The 14,969-nt window shown below is 70.0% G+C and carries 19 protein-coding genes and 1 pseudogene; 12 read left to right on the top strand and 8 right to left on the bottom strand.

What is annotated here, in order from left to right; all coding sequences use genetic code 11:
- Nucleotides 1-2: 2 nt before the first annotated feature.
- The 3 genes from ABZ863_RS05655 to ABZ863_RS05645 are packed head-to-tail and all read right to left on the bottom strand — an operon-like array spanning nucleotide 3 to nucleotide 2,818.
- On the bottom strand, nucleotides 3-938 hold the full coding sequence (locus ABZ863_RS05655) for a sugar kinase (RefSeq protein ID WP_358531449.1): 936 nt from the start codon (nucleotides 936-938) through the stop codon (nucleotides 3-5).
- Nucleotides 935-1,507 carry a nicotinamidase gene (locus ABZ863_RS05650; RefSeq protein WP_358531447.1) on the bottom strand — a complete coding sequence of 191 codons (573 nt, stop codon included), beginning with the start codon at nucleotides 1,505-1,507 and terminating at the stop codon, nucleotides 935-937. The genes ABZ863_RS05655 and ABZ863_RS05650 overlap by 4 nt, the downstream gene beginning before the upstream one ends.
- Before the next feature lie 12 nt (nucleotides 1,508-1,519).
- Entirely contained in the window at nucleotides 1,520-2,818 is a 1,299-nt protein-coding gene (locus tag ABZ863_RS05645) for a nicotinate phosphoribosyltransferase (protein WP_358531445.1), read from the bottom strand.
- A 75-nt stretch (nucleotides 2,819-2,893) separates the two neighbouring features.
- Here ABZ863_RS05645 and clpS point away from each other — a divergent pair, with 75 nt between their 5' ends.
- From clpS to ABZ863_RS05615, 6 genes are all read left to right on the top strand, one after another.
- On the top strand, nucleotides 2,894-3,178 hold the full coding sequence (gene clpS / locus ABZ863_RS05640; RefSeq protein ID WP_358531443.1) for an ATP-dependent Clp protease adapter ClpS: 285 nt from the start codon (nucleotides 2,894-2,896) through the stop codon (nucleotides 3,176-3,178).
- Nucleotides 3,175-3,732 carry a DUF2017 domain-containing protein gene (locus ABZ863_RS05635; RefSeq protein WP_358531442.1) on the top strand — a complete coding sequence of 186 codons (558 nt, stop codon included), beginning with the start codon at nucleotides 3,175-3,177 and terminating at the stop codon, nucleotides 3,730-3,732. Before clpS ends, ABZ863_RS05635 begins: the two co-directional genes overlap by 4 nt.
- 13 nt (nucleotides 3,733-3,745) lie before the next feature.
- Complete coding sequence (locus tag ABZ863_RS05630; RefSeq protein WP_358531441.1) at nucleotides 3,746-4,762, top strand: P1 family peptidase; 1,017 nt, start codon at nucleotides 3,746-3,748, stop codon at nucleotides 4,760-4,762.
- A 90-nt stretch (nucleotides 4,763-4,852) separates the two neighbouring features.
- Nucleotides 4,853-5,317: a M67 family metallopeptidase gene (locus ABZ863_RS05625; RefSeq protein ID WP_358531440.1), complete on the top strand. Its 465-nt coding sequence runs from the start codon at nucleotides 4,853-4,855 to the stop codon at nucleotides 5,315-5,317.
- 74 nt (nucleotides 5,318-5,391) lie between these two features.
- The gene (locus ABZ863_RS05620) at nucleotides 5,392-5,670 is read left to right on the top strand and encodes a MoaD/ThiS family protein (protein ID WP_358531439.1); all 279 of its coding nucleotides are present in this window, start codon (nucleotides 5,392-5,394) and stop codon (nucleotides 5,668-5,670) included.
- A gap of 2 nt (nucleotides 5,671-5,672) precedes the next feature.
- Nucleotides 5,673-6,623, top strand: a complete 951-nt coding sequence (locus ABZ863_RS05615) for a cysteine synthase (RefSeq protein ID WP_358531438.1) — start codon at nucleotides 5,673-5,675, stop codon at nucleotides 6,621-6,623.
- 27 nt (nucleotides 6,624-6,650) lie between these two features.
- On the opposite strand, the gene ABZ863_RS05610 is transcribed toward ABZ863_RS05615, so the two are convergent.
- Complete coding sequence (locus ABZ863_RS05610) at nucleotides 6,651-7,013, bottom strand: group 1 truncated hemoglobin (protein WP_358531437.1); 363 nt, start codon at nucleotides 7,011-7,013, stop codon at nucleotides 6,651-6,653.
- A 153-nt stretch (nucleotides 7,014-7,166) separates the two neighbouring features.
- Between ABZ863_RS05610 and ABZ863_RS05605 the strand changes: the two genes are divergently transcribed.
- From ABZ863_RS05605 to ABZ863_RS05595, 3 genes are read left to right on the top strand one after another with little or no spacing between them, the layout of a single operon-like run.
- Nucleotides 7,167-7,829, top strand: a complete 663-nt coding sequence (locus ABZ863_RS05605) for a rhomboid family intramembrane serine protease (RefSeq protein WP_358531791.1) — start codon at nucleotides 7,167-7,169, stop codon at nucleotides 7,827-7,829.
- Nucleotides 7,826-8,623 (top strand): glutamate racemase, encoded by a 798-nt coding sequence (gene murI / locus ABZ863_RS05600; RefSeq protein ID WP_358531436.1) that lies wholly within the window; start codon nucleotides 7,826-7,828, stop codon nucleotides 8,621-8,623. The genes ABZ863_RS05605 and murI overlap by 4 nt, the downstream gene beginning before the upstream one ends.
- Nucleotides 8,624-8,650: 27 nt before the next feature.
- A complete protein-coding gene (locus ABZ863_RS05595; protein WP_358531434.1) occupies nucleotides 8,651-9,421 on the top strand; it encodes an MBL fold metallo-hydrolase in 771 nt (256 codons plus the stop codon).
- A gap of 27 nt (nucleotides 9,422-9,448) precedes the next feature.
- On the opposite strand, the pseudogene ABZ863_RS05590 reads toward ABZ863_RS05595, so the two are convergent.
- Nucleotides 9,449-10,423: pseudogene (locus ABZ863_RS05590) on the bottom strand (lysylphosphatidylglycerol synthase transmembrane domain-containing protein); the annotation flags it as partial.
- 198 nt (nucleotides 10,424-10,621) lie between these two features.
- Between ABZ863_RS05590 and rph the strand changes: the two are divergent.
- Complete coding sequence (rph, locus tag ABZ863_RS05585) at nucleotides 10,622-11,401, top strand: ribonuclease PH (RefSeq protein ID WP_358531433.1); 780 nt, start codon at nucleotides 10,622-10,624, stop codon at nucleotides 11,399-11,401.
- A complete protein-coding gene (rdgB, locus tag ABZ863_RS05580; RefSeq protein ID WP_358531432.1) occupies nucleotides 11,398-12,018 on the top strand; it encodes an RdgB/HAM1 family non-canonical purine NTP pyrophosphatase in 621 nt (206 codons plus the stop codon). Before rph ends, rdgB begins: the two co-directional genes overlap by 4 nt.
- Nucleotides 12,019-12,050: 32 nt before the next feature.
- On the opposite strand, the gene bcp is transcribed toward rdgB, so the two are convergent.
- From bcp to ABZ863_RS05565, 3 genes are all read right to left on the bottom strand, one after another.
- On the bottom strand, nucleotides 12,051-12,527 hold the full coding sequence (bcp, locus tag ABZ863_RS05575; protein WP_358531431.1) for a thioredoxin-dependent thiol peroxidase: 477 nt from the start codon (nucleotides 12,525-12,527) through the stop codon (nucleotides 12,051-12,053).
- Nucleotides 12,528-12,549: 22 nt separating this feature from the next.
- Nucleotides 12,550-13,077 (bottom strand): hypothetical protein, encoded by a 528-nt coding sequence (locus ABZ863_RS05570; RefSeq protein WP_358531430.1) that lies wholly within the window; start codon nucleotides 13,075-13,077, stop codon nucleotides 12,550-12,552.
- A 212-nt stretch (nucleotides 13,078-13,289) separates the two neighbouring features.
- Complete coding sequence (locus ABZ863_RS05565; protein ID WP_358531429.1) at nucleotides 13,290-13,472, bottom strand: hypothetical protein; 183 nt, start codon at nucleotides 13,470-13,472, stop codon at nucleotides 13,290-13,292.
- Nucleotides 13,473-13,717: 245 nt separating this feature from the next.
- On the opposite strand from ABZ863_RS05565, the gene ABZ863_RS05560 reads away from it, so the two are divergent.
- On the top strand, nucleotides 13,718-14,965 hold the full coding sequence (locus tag ABZ863_RS05560) for an ABC transporter substrate-binding protein (RefSeq protein WP_358531427.1): 1,248 nt from the start codon (nucleotides 13,718-13,720) through the stop codon (nucleotides 14,963-14,965).
- Nucleotides 14,966-14,969 lie beyond the last annotated feature (4 nt).

Raw genomic sequence — 14,969 nt, 5'->3', positions numbered from 1 at the left:
CGTCAGCGGGGACGGGCGAGCTGGATCAGCTCCTCCCGGTCGGGCAGGCCGTCCCAGTCGCCTGCCACCGACAGCGCGAGCGCACGACAGGCCGCGGCCGTGCGCACGCGCCGCTCGGGCGGCGCTCCGGTGAGGTGGTCCGCGAGGTACCCGGCGACGAAGGCCTCGTCGGCGCCCTCGGCGTCGACGGCGCGCACCGGGTAGCGCGGCACGTCGTAGCGGGCGCCGTGCAACTCGGCGACCGCGCCGCGCGGCCCGAGCGTGACGATCACCTCCTCGGGGCCGAGCGCCGCGAGGCTCTCGGCCAGTTCCTCGGCGGTTCCGGCGAAACCGAGCAGCCGGGCCTCATCGTCGCCGGCGAACACGATGTCGGCCTGCGTCACCAGGTCGCGCAGGACGTCGCGGGCCTCCTCAGGCGACCACGGCGCATGCCGGTAGCCGAGGTCGAGTGACACCGTGACGTCATCGGCGCGCGCGATCTCGATGGCCGTGAACACCGTTTTGGCCGCGGTGTCGGAGAGACCGGCTGTGCTGCCGGTGACATGCAGTACGCCGGCCTCGCGGATCCGGTCCTCCGCGATGTCCTCGGGGCACAGGCGTGCGGCCGCGCTGGCGTGCCGGTAGTAGGCGGCCCGCGTCGAGTCGCGTGTGCGGAAGTCGCGGATCACCAGCCCGGTCGGCGCCTCCTGGTCGGTGGTGGCCGCCGAGGTGTCGACCCCCTCATCGCGCAACCGCGCCAGTATCAGCGCGCCCGGCTCGTCGGCGCCGACCCGGCCCGCCCAGGCGGACGCGATGCCGAGCCGCGCCACGCCGATGGCCACCATGGCCTCCGAGCCTGCGATCCCCACGTCGACCGTGCCGGCGTGGCGCAGCTTGCCCGAGGTGGTGCTGAACGCGGCAAGGGACTCGCCGAAGGTGAACAGCCCGCGCACGCTCACGAAGCGACTCTCGGCGTCCCGCTGATCTCGACACCCGCCGCGTCGAGCTCTGCGAGCGTGGCGTCCACAGTGGAGCGTGCGACGCCGGCCGTGAGATCGGCGAGCACGCGCACGGAGAAGCCGGCCCTCGCCGCGTCCAGCGCGGTCGCGCGGACGCAGTGGTCGGTCGCGATCCCGACGACATCCACCGCGGTGACGGCGCGCTCACGCAGCCAGTCCGCGAGACGCTCGCCGGTATCCGTCGTGCCCTCGAAGCCGGAGTAGCCGTCGCTGTACTGGCCCTTGGAGAACACCGCGGTGATCGGGGCGATGTCCAGCTGCGGGTGGAAGCTCGCGCCCGCGGTCCCCGCCACGCAGTGCCGTGGCCAGGACCGCACGAAGTCCGGGTCGTCGCTGAAATGCGCACCGGGGTCGATGTGATAGTCCCGCGTGGCGACGACGTGTGCATAGCCGTCGGCATGGAGATGCCGGGAGATCGCCTCGGCGACCGCGGCGCCACCCCGCACGGCGAGGGAACCACCCTCACAGAAGTCGTTCTGCACGTCCACCACGATCAGCGCGCTCGTCATGGTCGTTCCTCCTCAGCTGAAGGTCGTGGGGACAGCCGGGTCGCCGCTGGACAGCTTCAGGCCTTCCCACGGCAGGCTGACCAGCGCGCGACGCAGCCGCTGCCGCCCGTCCTCCAGAGTGGGCAGGTCGTCCACCGGTTGTCCAGCGCGCATCAGCGGGATGTGCAGCTCGCGGTCGTACCTGCCCTTCTCCGGCGGGTTCGCCGTGGGGTAGACGACCTCCTCCAGCGCGGTGCCGGTCGGCTTGTGCCTGCGAAGCGCCGACTTGCGGCCACCACGGGACGCCTTGTCCTCACTACGTTTGGCGACCGGCTTACCGTCCACTTCGACCAGTTTGTAGACCATCCCGGCGGTGGGCGCCCCGGAGCCGGTGACCACCGAGGTCCCGACGCCGTAGGCGTCGACGGGCTCGGCGCGCAGCGCCGCGATCGAGTGCTCGTCGAGATCGCCGGACACCACGATGCGGGCGTCCTTGGCGCCGAGCGAGTCGAGCTGTTCGCGCGCCTTGCGGGCGAGAACGCCGACGTCGCCGGAGTCGATCCGGATGGCGCCGAGCTCCGGTCCCGCGACGCGGACGGCCGCTTCGATGCCCGCGGTGATGTCGTAGGTGTCCACCAGCAGCGTGGTGTCGGCACCCATCTTCTGTACCTGTGCCCGGAAAGCGGCTTCCTCGGTGTCGTGCAGCAGCATGAACGCGTGCGCGACGGTGCCGCGCGTGGGAATTCCGTAGCGCCGCCCCGATTCCAGGTTGGACGTCGTGGCGAACCCGGCGAGGTAGGCGGCCCGCGCCGCCGCGACCGCGGCGTCCTCGTGGGTGCGCCTGCTGCCCATCTCGATGATCGGCCTGCCGTGTGCCGCGCTCGACATGCGTGCCGCGGCGGAGGCGACCGCGCTGTCGTGGTTGAGGATCGACAGCACCAAGGTCTCCAGCAGCACCGACTCGGCGAAGGTGCCGCGCACGGTGAGGATCGGCGAGCCCGGAAAGTACAGCTCCCCTTCGGGATAGCCGTCGATGTCGCCGGAGAAGCGGTAGCCCGCGAGCCAGTTCAGTGTGTCGGAGTCGACGACCGCCGTGGCTTCAAGCTGTGCGAGCTCGGCATCGGCGAAGCGGAAGTCCGCGATCGCGTCGAGGACCCGGCCGGTACCCGCGACGACGCCGTAGCGCCGCCCCGCCGGCAGCCTGCGTGCGAACACCTCGAACACGCAGTCCCGCTGCTCGGTGCCATCGGCGAGGGCGCTGCCCAGCATGGTCAGCTCGTAGTGGTCGGTCAGCAGCGCTGTGCTGCTCGCACTCTGTTCCGCAGCGGCCATGCGGCACAGCGTATTCACCCGCGGGGTGTGACCTACTGCGGCACCGGCGGGTGGCGGCGTGACAACATGGGGAGCATGACCACGCCTGTCGAGGCCGAAAAGACACTCGGTGCGGAAGCCGGCGCCGAGGACAGACCGTGGCAGACCATTGTCTGGAACGACCCGGTCAATCTGATGTCGTACGTGACGTACGTATTCCAGAAACTGTTCGGGTACAGCCGGGAACACGCCACGAAGCTGATGCTCGACGTCCACCACAAGGGGAAGGCCACCGTGTCGGCAGGGACGAAGGAAAAAGTCGAGGGTGACGTGGCCAAACTGCACGCGGCCGGCCTGTGGGCCACGATGGAACAGCCGTGAGGAACTGGCAGCGCAAGGGGGGCAAGGTGCTCGCCGGCTTCGAGCAGCAGGAGGCTGCCGTGCTCCGGGGCCTCGTGAGCCAGGTCGACGACATGTTGCGTGCCCGCCAGCAGGAGGCACCGCAGGACGAGCTCGCGGAGCTGACCGGTATCCAGACCGGTCCTTCGGAGGGTCCTAACGACCCGGTGCTGTCGCGCCTGCTGCCGGACTTCCACCGGCTCGACCCGGACAACCCGACGGCTGAGGAGCTCGACTCCGCCGCCGCGCTGCGGTCGCTGCACGAACCCGAGGTGCTGGAGGCCAAGGTCGGCGTCGCGGCCGTTGTACTGGACACGCTGCCACCCGAGGGCGGTGACCTCCGGCTCACCTACGAGCAGGCCGACGCGTGGCTGTCGGCGCTCAACGACGTGCGGCTCGCGCTCGGCACCGCGCTCGACGTCACCGAGGACATGCCGGACGAGCTGCCGGAGGATGATCCGCGCTCGGCGCATCTCGGCGTCTACCACTGGTTGACCTGGGTACAGGAGAGCCTGGTACAGGCGCTGACCGAATGAGGGGCGTGCCGGGATGCCGCTGAACGCGATCACCGACGTGTCCGGGGTGCTGGTCGGTCACCACGACCGGATCGGCGACGGCTGGGCCACCGGCACCACAGTGGTGCTCGTGCCGGACGGGGCGGTGGGTGCGGTCGATCAACGCGGCGGCGCGCCCGGCACGCGCGAGACGAACCTGCTGGAGCCGGAGAATCTGGTCCAGCGCGTCAATGCCGTGTGCTTCTCCGGCGGCAGTGCCTACGGACTCGCCGCGGCGGACGGGGTGATGCGCTGGCTCGGTGAGCACGGGCACGGCTTTCCGGTTGGCCGTGAGCCGCATGAGGTCGTGCCGATCGTGCCCGGCGCAGTGATCTTCGACCTGCCGCGCAGCGCGTGGGGTAACCGTCCGGACGCGACATTCGGCTACGCGGCGTGCGCGGCGGCAAAGGCGGGACCTGTCGAGCAGGGCACGGTTGGCGCCGGTGCGGGCGCGCAGGTCGGTTCGCTGAAGGGCGGCGTGGGTACTGCGAGCGAGGTCGTCGACGGATTTGTCGTCGGTGCGCTGGCGGTGGTCAACGCTTCCGGCGAGGCCGTCCGCCTCGCCACCGGCGAGCCGTTCGCCGCCGATCACGAGGTGGACGGTGAGTTCGGGGTCACCGGTTGGCCCCGGCGGGCGGTGACCCCCGGGACCGTGGGCACGGATCTCAACACCACTGTCGGGGTCGTAGCCGTGGATGCGCTGCTGTCGAAGGCCGAGTGCCGCAGGCTCGCCGTCGCCGGGCAGGACGCTCTGGCGCGCGCGGTGCGTCCGGCGCACACGATGTTCGACGGCGATACGGTGTTCGCGCTGGCCACGGGTGCCCGCGAGCTACCGGCGGCGCGGGGTCCGATCGGGGAGGCGAGTCGGATGGTCGCTCTCGACGCGCTGGCCGCCGCGGCGGCGCGGGTGTTCGCGCGAGCCATGGTGCACGGCCTGCTGGCGGCGACCGGGCTACCCGGCCTGCCCGCCTACCGAGACCTCTGGCCAGAGGCATTCGCCCCGAACCGGTAACGGCGTGGGCGTTCCGGCGCGAGTGACTCGCGCAGCGCGCGGCAGCGTGGTCCGTCTCACGGTGTGAACGCGCCTTGTCCAGCACGTAAGATGTTGACCGTGCTTCGGATCCGCCGTGACCTCGTGGACGCGATCGTCGCGCATGCTCGCCGGGACCATCCCGACGAGGCGTGCGGGGTCATCGCCGGTCCCGACGACGGGAGCAATCGCCCCGAGCGATTCGTCCCGATGGTCAACGCGGCGCGTTCGCCGACGTTCTACGAGTTCGACTCCGGCGACCTGCTCCGGTTGTACCGCGAGATGGCCGCGAACGACGAGGTCCCGGTAGTGATCTACCACTCGCACACCGCGACCGAGGCCTATCCCTCACGCACCGACATCACGCTGGCTCAGGAGCCCCTCGCCCACTACGTGCTGGTGTCGACCAGGGACCACGACGAGCACGAGTTCCGCTCCTATCGCATCACGGACGGGGTCGTGACCGAGGAGCCGGTCGAGGTCGTCGAGTCGTACATGTTCGCCAACACCGGTAGCGACGACGTCCCCGACGCATAGGCCACCCGAGCACGCGGGAATACCCCTGCGTGTGTAGGCGTCTGTCCTGTCAGAACCATCAGCGGAGGTAACCCATGGCCGTGACCGTCTCCATCCCGACGATCCTGCGGACCCACACAGGCGGCGAGAAGGCCGTCGAGGCGTCCGGTAAGACGGTGGCGGAGGTGATCGACGACATCGAGGCCAGGCACGGTGGGCTCAAGGCGCGCCTGGTCAAGGACGAGAAGCTGCACCGCTTCGTCAACGTCTACGTCAACGACGAGGACGTGCGCTTCTCCGGCGGTCTCGAGGCCGAGGTCAAGGACGGCGACACCGTGACGATCCTCCCCGCGGTCGCCGGCGGCGCGCGGTAGCCATGGCTCGCTACGAGTCCCTGCTCGACGCGCTGGGCGGCACGCCGCTGGTGGGGCTGCCCCGGCTGTCCCCGTCGGACGACGTCCGGCTGTGGGCCAAGCTCGAAGACCGCAACCCCACCGGCTCGATCAAGGACCGGCCCGCGCTGGCCATGATCGAGGCCGCGGAGCGGGACGGGCTGCTCCGCCGCGGCTCGACCATCCTCGAGCCCACCTCGGGCAACACCGGTATCTCGCTCGCCATGGCCGCCAAGCTCAAGGGCTACGGTCTGGTGTGCGTGATGCCGGAGAACACTTCGGCCGAGCGCAAGCAACTGCTGCAGGCCTACGGCGCACGCATCGTCTACTCGCCAGCGGCCGGCGGCTCGAACGAGGCCGTGCGCAGGGCGAAGGAGCTGGCCAAGACCAACCCGGACTGGGTCATGCTCTACCAGTACGGCAACCCGGCCAACGCCGACGCGCACTACTACGGCACCGGCCCCGAGCTGCTCAAGGACCTGCCGACGCTCACGCACTTCGTCGGCGGGCTCGGCACCACCGGCACGCTCGTGGGTGTGGGCAGGTACCTGCGCGAGCACAAGCCGGATGTGCAGGTCATCGCCGCTGAGCCGCGGTACGGCGAGCTGGTCTACGGGCTGCGCAACCTGGACGAAGGGTTCGTTCCCGAGCTCTACGACCCCGACGTGCTCAGCGGGCGCTACTCCGTCGGCGCGTACGACGCCCTGCGGCGCACGCGCGAGCTGCTGGAGTACGAGGGCATCTTCGCCGGCATCTCGTCAGGCGCGGTCCTGCATGCGGCGCTCGGCATCGCCGAGAAGGCCGTGGCGAAGGGGGAGCGCGCGGACATCGCGTTCATCGTCGCCGACGCGGGCTGGAAGTACCTGTCCACCGGCGCCTACAGCGGGTCGCTCGACGAGGCCGCCGAGCGGCTCGACGGCCAGCTCTGGGCCTGAGCCCGCTCGGCGGGGTTTGCCGCACTGTCAGCTCGCGGGCGTCACGATGTCGGACGACAGGGGCGCGATGGCGCCGATGATCGCGTCCGCCGTCTCGCCAGGCACGCCGGCCGCGAGCAGCGACTCCGTCAGGTACTTCGCCACCAGGTCGAAGTGTTCCTGCTGGATGCCGCGGCCACGGTGTACGTCCTTCATCGGCTGGCCGCTGTACTCGGCGGGGCCACCCAGCGCCTGCGCGAAGAACTCGACCTGCTTGCCCTTGAGCCGGGACATGTTCGAGCCGGTGAAGAAACCGGCAAGCTGCGGGTCGTCGAGGACCCGCTTGTAGAAGTCGTCGACGACCGCGATCAGGGCGTCCTGCCCGCCGATCTGCTCGTAGATGCTCGTCATCGAGCCAGCGAAGCGAGGTGCCGTTTCAGGCAGATGCAGGCGGTGTGAACAACCGGCAATAAACCGATCACCCACCGTGCGTGGACATCGCGAAGTTCAGGGTTGTCACCGAGGCGACAGCCGACCGCGCAGACGTAGCCTGGTTTCGTGAGCATGCCGCAGCCGCAGTCCCCGGCGCCAGGTCGGGTATCGCAGACGAACTCAGCTAAGCGCATCGTGCCGCCCAAGCCGCTCGTGGCCGGCATCGTCGCACTGTCCTTCACCCTGGTGCTCTACCTGGTCGAGCTGGCCGACGTGCTGTTGCCGGCCCACCTGGACAACGAGGGTATCCGTGCACGGACGCTGTCCGGGCTCGACGGCATCGCGTGGGCACCGCTGCTGCACGACGGCTGGTCGCACCTCTTCGCCAACACCGTGCCGGTGCTCGTGTTCGCCTTCCTCGCGATGGCGGGTGGTATCGGCCAGTGGATCGCGGTGACGGCCACGATCTGGATCATCGGCGGGCTCGGTGTGTGGCTCACCGCGCCAGCCGGCGTCGTGACCGTCGGCGCGTCCGGGCTCGCGTTCGGCTGGCTGGCGTTCCTGCTGGTACGGGGGATCTTCAACCGCAGCGTCGGGCAACTAGCGGTCGCCGTGGTACTGCTGTTCATCTGGGGCGGCATGCTCTGGGGTGTGTTCCCCGGCAACCCGGGCATCTCCTGGCAGGGGCACCTCTTCGGGGCGTTCGGTGGCGTGCTCGCCGCGTGGTTCGTGGCCAGGGCCGACCGGACGCGCGCGAAAAAGGCCGCCGGTACCCCCGGTACGCTCGGGGCGTGAGTCACGCGGGCGCCCCCATCGGAATCTTCGACTCCGGAGTGGGCGGGCTCACCGTCGCGCGCGCGATTGCCGACCAGCTGCCGGGCGAGAGCCTGCGGTACGTGGGCGACACCCAGCACGCGCCGTACGGGCCGTTGCCCATCGCCCGCGCGCGTGAGCTGGCGCTGCAAGCGCTCGACAGCCTGGTCGCGGACGGGGTCAAGGCACTGGTGATCGCCTGCAACACGGCGTCGGCGGCGTGCCTGCGCGATGCGCGTGAGCGCTACGACATCCCGGTGATCGAGGTCGTGCTGCCAGCCGTGCGGCGCGCCGTGGCCGCAACACACACCGGACGTATCGGCCTCATCGGCACGGAGGGCACCGTGCGCTCGCGTGCCTACGACGACGCGTTCGCCGCAGCCACGGGCGTGCGCCTCACCAGCGTCGCCTGCCCGCGCTTCGTCGACTTCGTCGAACGCGGTGTCACCTCAGGGCGGCAGGTACTCGGCCTCGCCCAGGGTTACCTGGAGCCGCTGGCGCGCGCGGAGGTCGACACGTTGATCCTCGGTTGCACGCACTATCCGCTGCTCACTGGTGTGCTGCAGATCGTGATGGGTCCGGACGTGACCCTGGTGTCGAGCGCGGAGGAGACCGCCAAGGACGTGGTGCGCGTGCTCACCGAGCTGGACCTGCTGGCCGACGGCGACGGGCAGCCGCCGCGGCACGAGTTCCTGGCGACCGGCCCAGCGGAGCCGTTCGCCCGGCTCGCGCAGCGCTTCATGGGGCTGGCTCCCGGCGTGCTCGCTACTACATAGCGAACCGCGCGTGACAGGGTGGCGGTCGTGCGACTGACGATCCTTGGGTGTTCCGGCAGCATTCCCGGCCCGGACGCGGCGGCCTCCGGGTACCTCGTCGAAGCGGAGGGCTTCCGCCTCGTCCTCGATCTCGGCAACGGCACGCTCGCCCGGCTGCAGGCCGAATGCGATCCGTTCGAACTCGGTGCCCTCGTGCTGTCGCATCTGCACCCGGACCATTGCGCGGACTTCAGCGCACTGACCGTGCTGCGCCGTTACCACCCGGCGCCGCCCTACGACGTCAGGCAACGCAGGTTGCCGGTGTACGCCCCGCTGGAGGCGCCTGCCCGGCTGGCCAATGCCTACGCTCCCCACGAGGCCGAACGCCTGCGCACCGACCTCACCGATGTCTTCGACTTTCGCGTGTTCCCACCCGGCCAGGTGCGGATCGGCCCGTTCGAGGTGACGGCGGTACCGGTGGCGCACCCCACCGAGGCGTTCGGCATCCGCCTGTCCCATGCCGGCCGCACGCTGGCCTACACGGGTGACACCGGCCCGTGTGAGGTGCTCGACGAACTCGCCGCCGGTGCGGATGTGCTGCTGTGTGAGGCTTCCTGGGCCGACGCGCCGGATCGGCCGGCAGGCCTGCACCTATCCGGCAGGCAGGCGGGTGAGCTGGCCGCCCGCGCTGGGGTCGGCAGGTTGCTGCTCACCCACGTCCCCCCGTGGACCGAGGCCGCCGCCGTGCTCGCCGAAGCCCGCGCCGCCTTCCCGGGGCCCGCGCAGCTCGTCGAGCAGGGAGCCGGTTACGACGTCTGAACCGCGCCGGGTGCGCAGGACCAGCCAGGCCAGCAGGCCGATCGGGATGATGAGCCAGCACGAGATCAGCCGGTAGGCCAGCACGGCCGCGGCGGCGGGTGACTCGGCTGCGCCCGCGGCCACCAGGCCGGTGAGCAGGCCGGCCTCGATCACGCCGATGCCGCCCGGTGTCAGCGGTACCTGTCGCAGCAGTTGCACGGTCACGTAGATGGTGGCCAGTTCGAGCGCGCCGAGGTCGATGCCGAATGCGCGCGCCGCGGCCAGCAGGCACAGCATGTCGGTGAGCCAGTTGGCGAGGGCGGCGGCCGTTGCGAGCAGCCAATGCCGGGGCGCGACCGAACGGGCGGTGGCGACGGCCCGGGCCAGAGGTTCGGTCACCATGGCCAGCCACGGCCACCGGGCGCGCCGGTGCCGTGGCCGGAGATGTCCGGTCCGCGGGTGACGCGCGGCCACGAGGGAGTAGGCGATCCAGCACAGCGCACCTGCCAGCACCGCGGCACCGAGCAGCGTCGGCGCTGGGTGGGTATGCCAGGCTTCGGCGAGGTCAAGCACCACGGACGTCAGCGCGCCCGAGATGTACAGCAGCACCAGCCCGGCTGCCGAGAGCAACCCGGACAGCACCAGTACGGCGGCCGCTGCCGAGCGGTCGGCACCGCCTGCGCGGAACTCCCGGAAGGCGTAGGCAGCCGAGACGGCCGAGCCCGCGGGAAGACTGATCGAGATGGCGGAGCGGCTGTAGGCGAGGGCGAGCACACGATGACGCGGCATCGTGACGCCGAACGCGGTGAGCAGCCTGCGCTGCTGCCGGGCGAACATGCCCATCGAGACGACCTCGGCCGCACCCGCCACGAGCAGCCACGCCGGGTCGGCCGAGCGCAGCGTGGTGAGCACCTCCGCCGGCGCCGGGAGCCTGTCATGCAGGGTCCAGAACGCGAGTGTGAGGACCGCGACCACGCCGACGACCTGCGCGAACCGGCGGTAGCGCCGAGTACCGGCAGCCATGCTCACCCCCAAATTTCAACCTGCCATGAATTATGCTCCCAGGCGGAGCAATGTCAACAAGCGTTGAATAGTGGCAGTGATGCTCCCCAAGGCCACCTTGGTTGCGTTGAACGCAACCAAGGTGGCCTTGGGGGCCAATTCTCGCGCCCTCTCGCCCGCTCGGTGGTCGGTACGCGATGGCGGCTAGGCTCTCGCCTCGTGGTGCGAAAAGACGGCAGGGACGACGACCAGCTCCGCGAGGTACGGATCACCCGCGGTTTCCAGCAGTGGCCGGCCGGATCAGTGCTCATCGAGTTCGGCGCCACCAGGGTGCTCTGTGCGGCCAGTGTCACCGAGGGCGTTCCCCGCTGGCGTGCCGGTTCCGGGCTCGGCTGGGTCACCGCCGAGTACGCGATGCTGCCGTCGGCCACCCACACGCGCAGCGACCGTGAGGCGGTCAAGGGCCGGATCGGCGGCCGTACCCACGAGATCAGCAGGCTGATCGGCCGCTCGCTGCGCTCGTGTATCGACCTCGCCGCGCTCGGCGAGAACACGATCATGATCGACTGCGATGTCCTGCAGGCCGACGGCGGCACGCGCACGGCAGCCATCACGGGCAGCTACGTGGCGCTCGCCGACGCGATCACGTGGCTTGGCGCGGCGGGCAGGCTCGCCGATCCGCAGCCGCTCTCCGCGGCGGTGTCGGCCGTCAGCGTCGGCGTGGTGGACGGCCGCGTCCGCCTCGACCTGCCGTACGAAGAGGACTCCAGGGCCGAGGTCGACATGAACGTCGTCGCCACGGATGTCGGGACGCTCATCGAGGTGCAGGGCACCGGCGAGGGTGCGACCTTCACTCGCTCCACTCTGGACAAGATGCTGGACCTGGCACTGGGCGGCTGTGCGGAGCTCGCGCGCAAGCAGGCCGAGGCGCTGGCGCTGCCCTACCCCGGCGAGCTGCCCGAGCCGGCACCGGGGAAGAAGTCGAAGGGCTCGAAGTGACTACGCGGCTCCTGCTGGCCACCCGTAACGCGAAGAAACTCGAAGAGCTGCGCCGGATCCTGCTCAAGCGCGGTCTCGGTGAGGTCGAGGTCCTCGGTTTGTCCGATGTGGACGAATTCCCGGAGGCGCCGGAGACCGGCGCGACCTTCGAGGAGAACGCGCTCGCCAAGGCGCATGACGCCGCGCTGGCCACCGGCCTGCCCGCGATCGCCGACGACTCCGGTCTCAGTGTCGATGCGCTGAGCGGCATGCCCGGGGTGCTCTCGGCCCGCTGGGCGGGGGAGCACGGTGACGACACGGCGAACCTGCAACTCGTCTTGGGACAGCTCAGGGACACTCCGGACGAGCGCCGTGGCGCGTCGTTCGTGTGCGCGGCGGCGCTGGTCGTGCCCGACCGCGAGGAGATCGTGGTCCGCGGCGACTGGCGGGGCACCATCATCCGCGAGCCCCGCGGCGCCAACGGGTTCGGCTACGACCCCATCTTCGTGCCGGAAGGCGAGACCAGGACCTCGGCGGAGCTGGCACCCTCCGAAAAGGACTCCGTATCGCATCGGGGGCGGGCGCTGCGCGCTCTCCTGCCACACCTGCGGGAGCTGGTCGAAGCCCAGGCGGGATAGGCGGTCCGTCCTGGGGCGGACCGCCTACTGATTCAGCCGATCTGCAGGTCCCGCAACAGCTTCGCGACGTGCCCGGTGGCGCGGACGTTGTACGACGCGGTGGCGATGGTGCCTTCCGGGTCGACGATGAACGTGGAGCGGATCACGCCCTGCACGATCCGCCCGTAGTTCTTCTTCTCACCGAAGGCGCCCCACTCGGTGAGCACGGTCTTGTCCGGATCGGACAGCAGGGGGAAGTTCACCTGCTCGCTTTCGGCGAACTTGGCGAGTTTCTCCGGCTTGTCCGGGGAGATGCCCAGCACCTGGTAACCGGCATCGCCCAGCACTGCGAGGTTGTCCCGGAAGTCGCATGCCTGCTTGGTGCACCCGGGCGTGCCCGCGGCGGGGTAGAAGTACACGACGACGGAGCGCCCCCGGAAGTCGGCAAGGGACACCGGGTTGCCCGTGCTGTCGGCAAGAGTGAAATCAGGTGCCCGGTCGCCGGGAGAAAGCCGTGTCTGCTCGGTCATGGGCAAAGCCTAACCGGCCACCTCACACGGAACCGCCGTAGACCGCTGTCGTCGACCCCGCCGAGTCCGGGCGGATGGTCAGGCGCACCGCGGTCGTCCGGTCCGGTACCGCGAAGGCGAGCGAGAAGCGCACGATCTGACCCGGTTGCACATCCCGGTCGGCATCGACGATGCCGTTGTAGCCCTGGGTGGGGTCGACGAGCTGCTTGGTCTGCTGGTCATCGACGGTGGCGTTGACGGCGAGACCGGAGATCCGGTAGGTCTGACCCGTTTCGTTGTAGACGACGACGCCGAACGCGGCGGCCCGGTCGGCGCGCGGGTAGGCGGACTCGCTCGGCTTGAAGGTCTTCGGGTTGCCGACCGTGACGACGAGGCCGGACGCGAAGCGATGGTCGGAGCCGAAGGCGATGACGGGTGCCTCCGCGGGCGTGGCGCGATCACTGCTGGTGACGGTGTCCGGTGCACTCGTCACCGGTGTGTCGTGGGCGGCCGAGGTGCCGCACGCGGTCAGCGCCAGCAACGCGCAGGCGGCCAGTGCTGGCCTTCGCATTCGCACCGCTGCCGCTCCTTTGCTCCGATCGCGGTGGGTATTTGCTCCGTTCGGTGGCGGTAAGGGGCCACCTCGATCCACTCTGACGACGGCCCCGGCGTACTGCCAACCTGAACGCGGGGTTGAGGCGGACCTGGTGTCCGCCTGTGTCCAAGCCGTAACCGTCGCTCCGCGCCGGGTGAGCGCGGTCACCGTCCGCAGTGCCGGGTCGTTCAGACGGCGAGCGCGAACAGCAGGATGAACACCGCGAGTGCGGCAAGCCAGCCAACGATGAGCCAGCCCCAGTCCCGCCAGGGGTCGACGACACGGTTGTCCTCGCCGGGTACGTAGACGCCCCGCATCTCGAACCAGTCGGCCCAGCGGCCCGGCCAGCGGAGGGGGTTGCGTGCCGACACTGCCGTCGACCTCCCGGAAAGCTCGCGTGCTGTGCCTGTGACGTTACTCCAGGTGCAGCGCCAGGGGCAGCAGAGTCAAGGCCACCTATCGGATCGGGCAAGCCCGGTTCACCGGACGCCGCCGTGGACCTACGCTGATTACGCTTCGTAAAGCCGGGCGGAGTCTGCGCCGCCCACCGAGCGCCATGCCCGGTCGGTCCGCCGGTCTGCCGCCCATCATTCTCGGATGACGGGGAGGCGGAGCCATGCGAGCGTCCAACATCTGGCGATGGGTGATCTGCCTGAGCGTGACGGCATTGGTCGCGGCCGCGTGCGGTGGAGGCGGCGCCCCCAATGCCCACGGCAATGGGACTCTCGAGCTCGGGTACGTCCTACCGGAGACAGGACAGCTGGCCTATCTGGGGCCCCCGCAGATCCAGGCCCTCAACATGGCCGTCAGGGACATCAACAATGCCGGTGGCGTACTCGGCAAACCCATCCCGCCACCCGCGGGAGGCGACGAGGCCGGCCAGGAGGCCATCGCTGTCCAGTCCGCCGACCGCATCCTCGCCAGCGGTGTCGACGCGATCATCGGGGCAGCCGCATCCGGCATGTCGCTGGCCATCATCGACAAGGTGACCGGGTCGGGCACCGTGCAGTGCTCCGGCTCCAACACCGCGCCGACCTTCACCAACTACAACGACGGTGGCCTCTATTTCCGCACCGCACCGAGCGATGCGCTGCAGGGGCCGGTACTGGCCAAGACGATTGTCGGCGACGGACACAAGCGGGTCGCGCTCGTCGCGCGAGCCGACGATTACGGCCGCGGCCTCATGGACGCCACCAGGAAGTCACTGGAAGCCGCCGGGGCCACGGTGGTGCTGACGCAGACCTACGACCCGCAGTCGACCAACTTCCAGCAGCTCGTGCAGCAGATCAAGAACGCCCAGCCGGACGCGGCAAGCGTGATCGCGTTCGAGGAGGGCACACAGATCCTGCGCACCATGATCGAGAACGGTGTCGGCCCGCAGCAGATCGGCGTCTACGGGGCGGACGGTCTGCGCAGCGAGCAGTTGGCGTCGCTGGTGTCGCCGCGCGATCCCAGCGTCATCGCGGGCATGAAGGGCACGGCGCCCGCGTCCGCGGCGAACCAGGACTTCCTCAACCGGCTCCACCAGTTCGCCCCGAGCCTCAACGAGGTGCAGTTCGCGCCCCAGGTGTACGACTGCGTGACGATCATTGCCCTGGCCGCGGCGAAGGCGAACTCGGACGACCCAGCGAGGTTCGCTCCCCTCATCGACCAGGTCACCAATGGCAGGCAGAGGTGCACCTTGTACGCGGAGTGCAAGACGATGCTCCAGCAGGGCAAGGACATCGGTTACGACGGGGCGAGCGGCCCGCTCAACTTCATCCCGCAGGGCGAGCCGGGCAAGGCCACGATCGAGGTCTACGGCTACGACCAGACCGGCAAGCTGCAGAGCCTGCGCACGGAGGTCAGTACCGGACAGGGCTGAGAGC

The organism is Saccharomonospora sp. NPDC046836, assembly GCF_040645195.1.
Classification (GTDB): Bacteria; Actinomycetota; Actinomycetes; order Mycobacteriales; family Pseudonocardiaceae; genus Prauserella_A.
This window is presented reverse-complemented; position numbering and strand designations above follow the sequence as displayed.

What these genes read in the sequence shown, in the direction of transcription:
- ABZ863_RS05650 (WP_358531447.1), bottom strand. Translation starts at nt 1,507, where the DNA reads ATGACGAGCGCGCTGATCGTGGTGGACGTGCAGAACGACTTCTGTGAG.
- ABZ863_RS05645 (WP_358531445.1), bottom strand. Translation starts at nt 2,818, where the DNA reads ATGGCCGCTGCGGAACAGAGTGCGAGCAGCACAGCGCTGCTGACCGAC.
- clpS (WP_358531443.1), top strand. Translation starts at nt 2,894, where the DNA reads ATGACCACGCCTGTCGAGGCCGAAAAGACACTCGGTGCGGAAGCCGGC.
- ABZ863_RS05630 (WP_358531441.1), top strand. Translation starts at nt 3,746, where the DNA reads ATGCCGCTGAACGCGATCACCGACGTGTCCGGGGTGCTGGTCGGTCAC.
- ABZ863_RS05625 (WP_358531440.1), top strand. Translation starts at nt 4,853, where the DNA reads ATGTTGACCGTGCTTCGGATCCGCCGTGACCTCGTGGACGCGATCGTC.
- ABZ863_RS05620 (WP_358531439.1), top strand. Translation starts at nt 5,392, where the DNA reads ATGGCCGTGACCGTCTCCATCCCGACGATCCTGCGGACCCACACAGGC.
- ABZ863_RS05615 (WP_358531438.1), top strand. Translation starts at nt 5,673, where the DNA reads ATGGCTCGCTACGAGTCCCTGCTCGACGCGCTGGGCGGCACGCCGCTG.
- ABZ863_RS05610 (WP_358531437.1), bottom strand. Translation starts at nt 7,013, where the DNA reads ATGACGAGCATCTACGAGCAGATCGGCGGGCAGGACGCCCTGATCGCG.
- ABZ863_RS05605 (WP_358531791.1), top strand. Translation starts at nt 7,167, where the DNA reads ATGCCGCAGCCGCAGTCCCCGGCGCCAGGTCGGGTATCGCAGACGAAC.
- bcp (WP_358531431.1), bottom strand. Translation starts at nt 12,527, where the DNA reads ATGACCGAGCAGACACGGCTTTCTCCCGGCGACCGGGCACCTGATTTC.
- ABZ863_RS05570 (WP_358531430.1), bottom strand. Translation starts at nt 13,077, where the DNA reads ATGCGAAGGCCAGCACTGGCCGCCTGCGCGTTGCTGGCGCTGACCGCG.
- ABZ863_RS05560 (WP_358531427.1), top strand. Translation starts at nt 13,718, where the DNA reads ATGCGAGCGTCCAACATCTGGCGATGGGTGATCTGCCTGAGCGTGACG.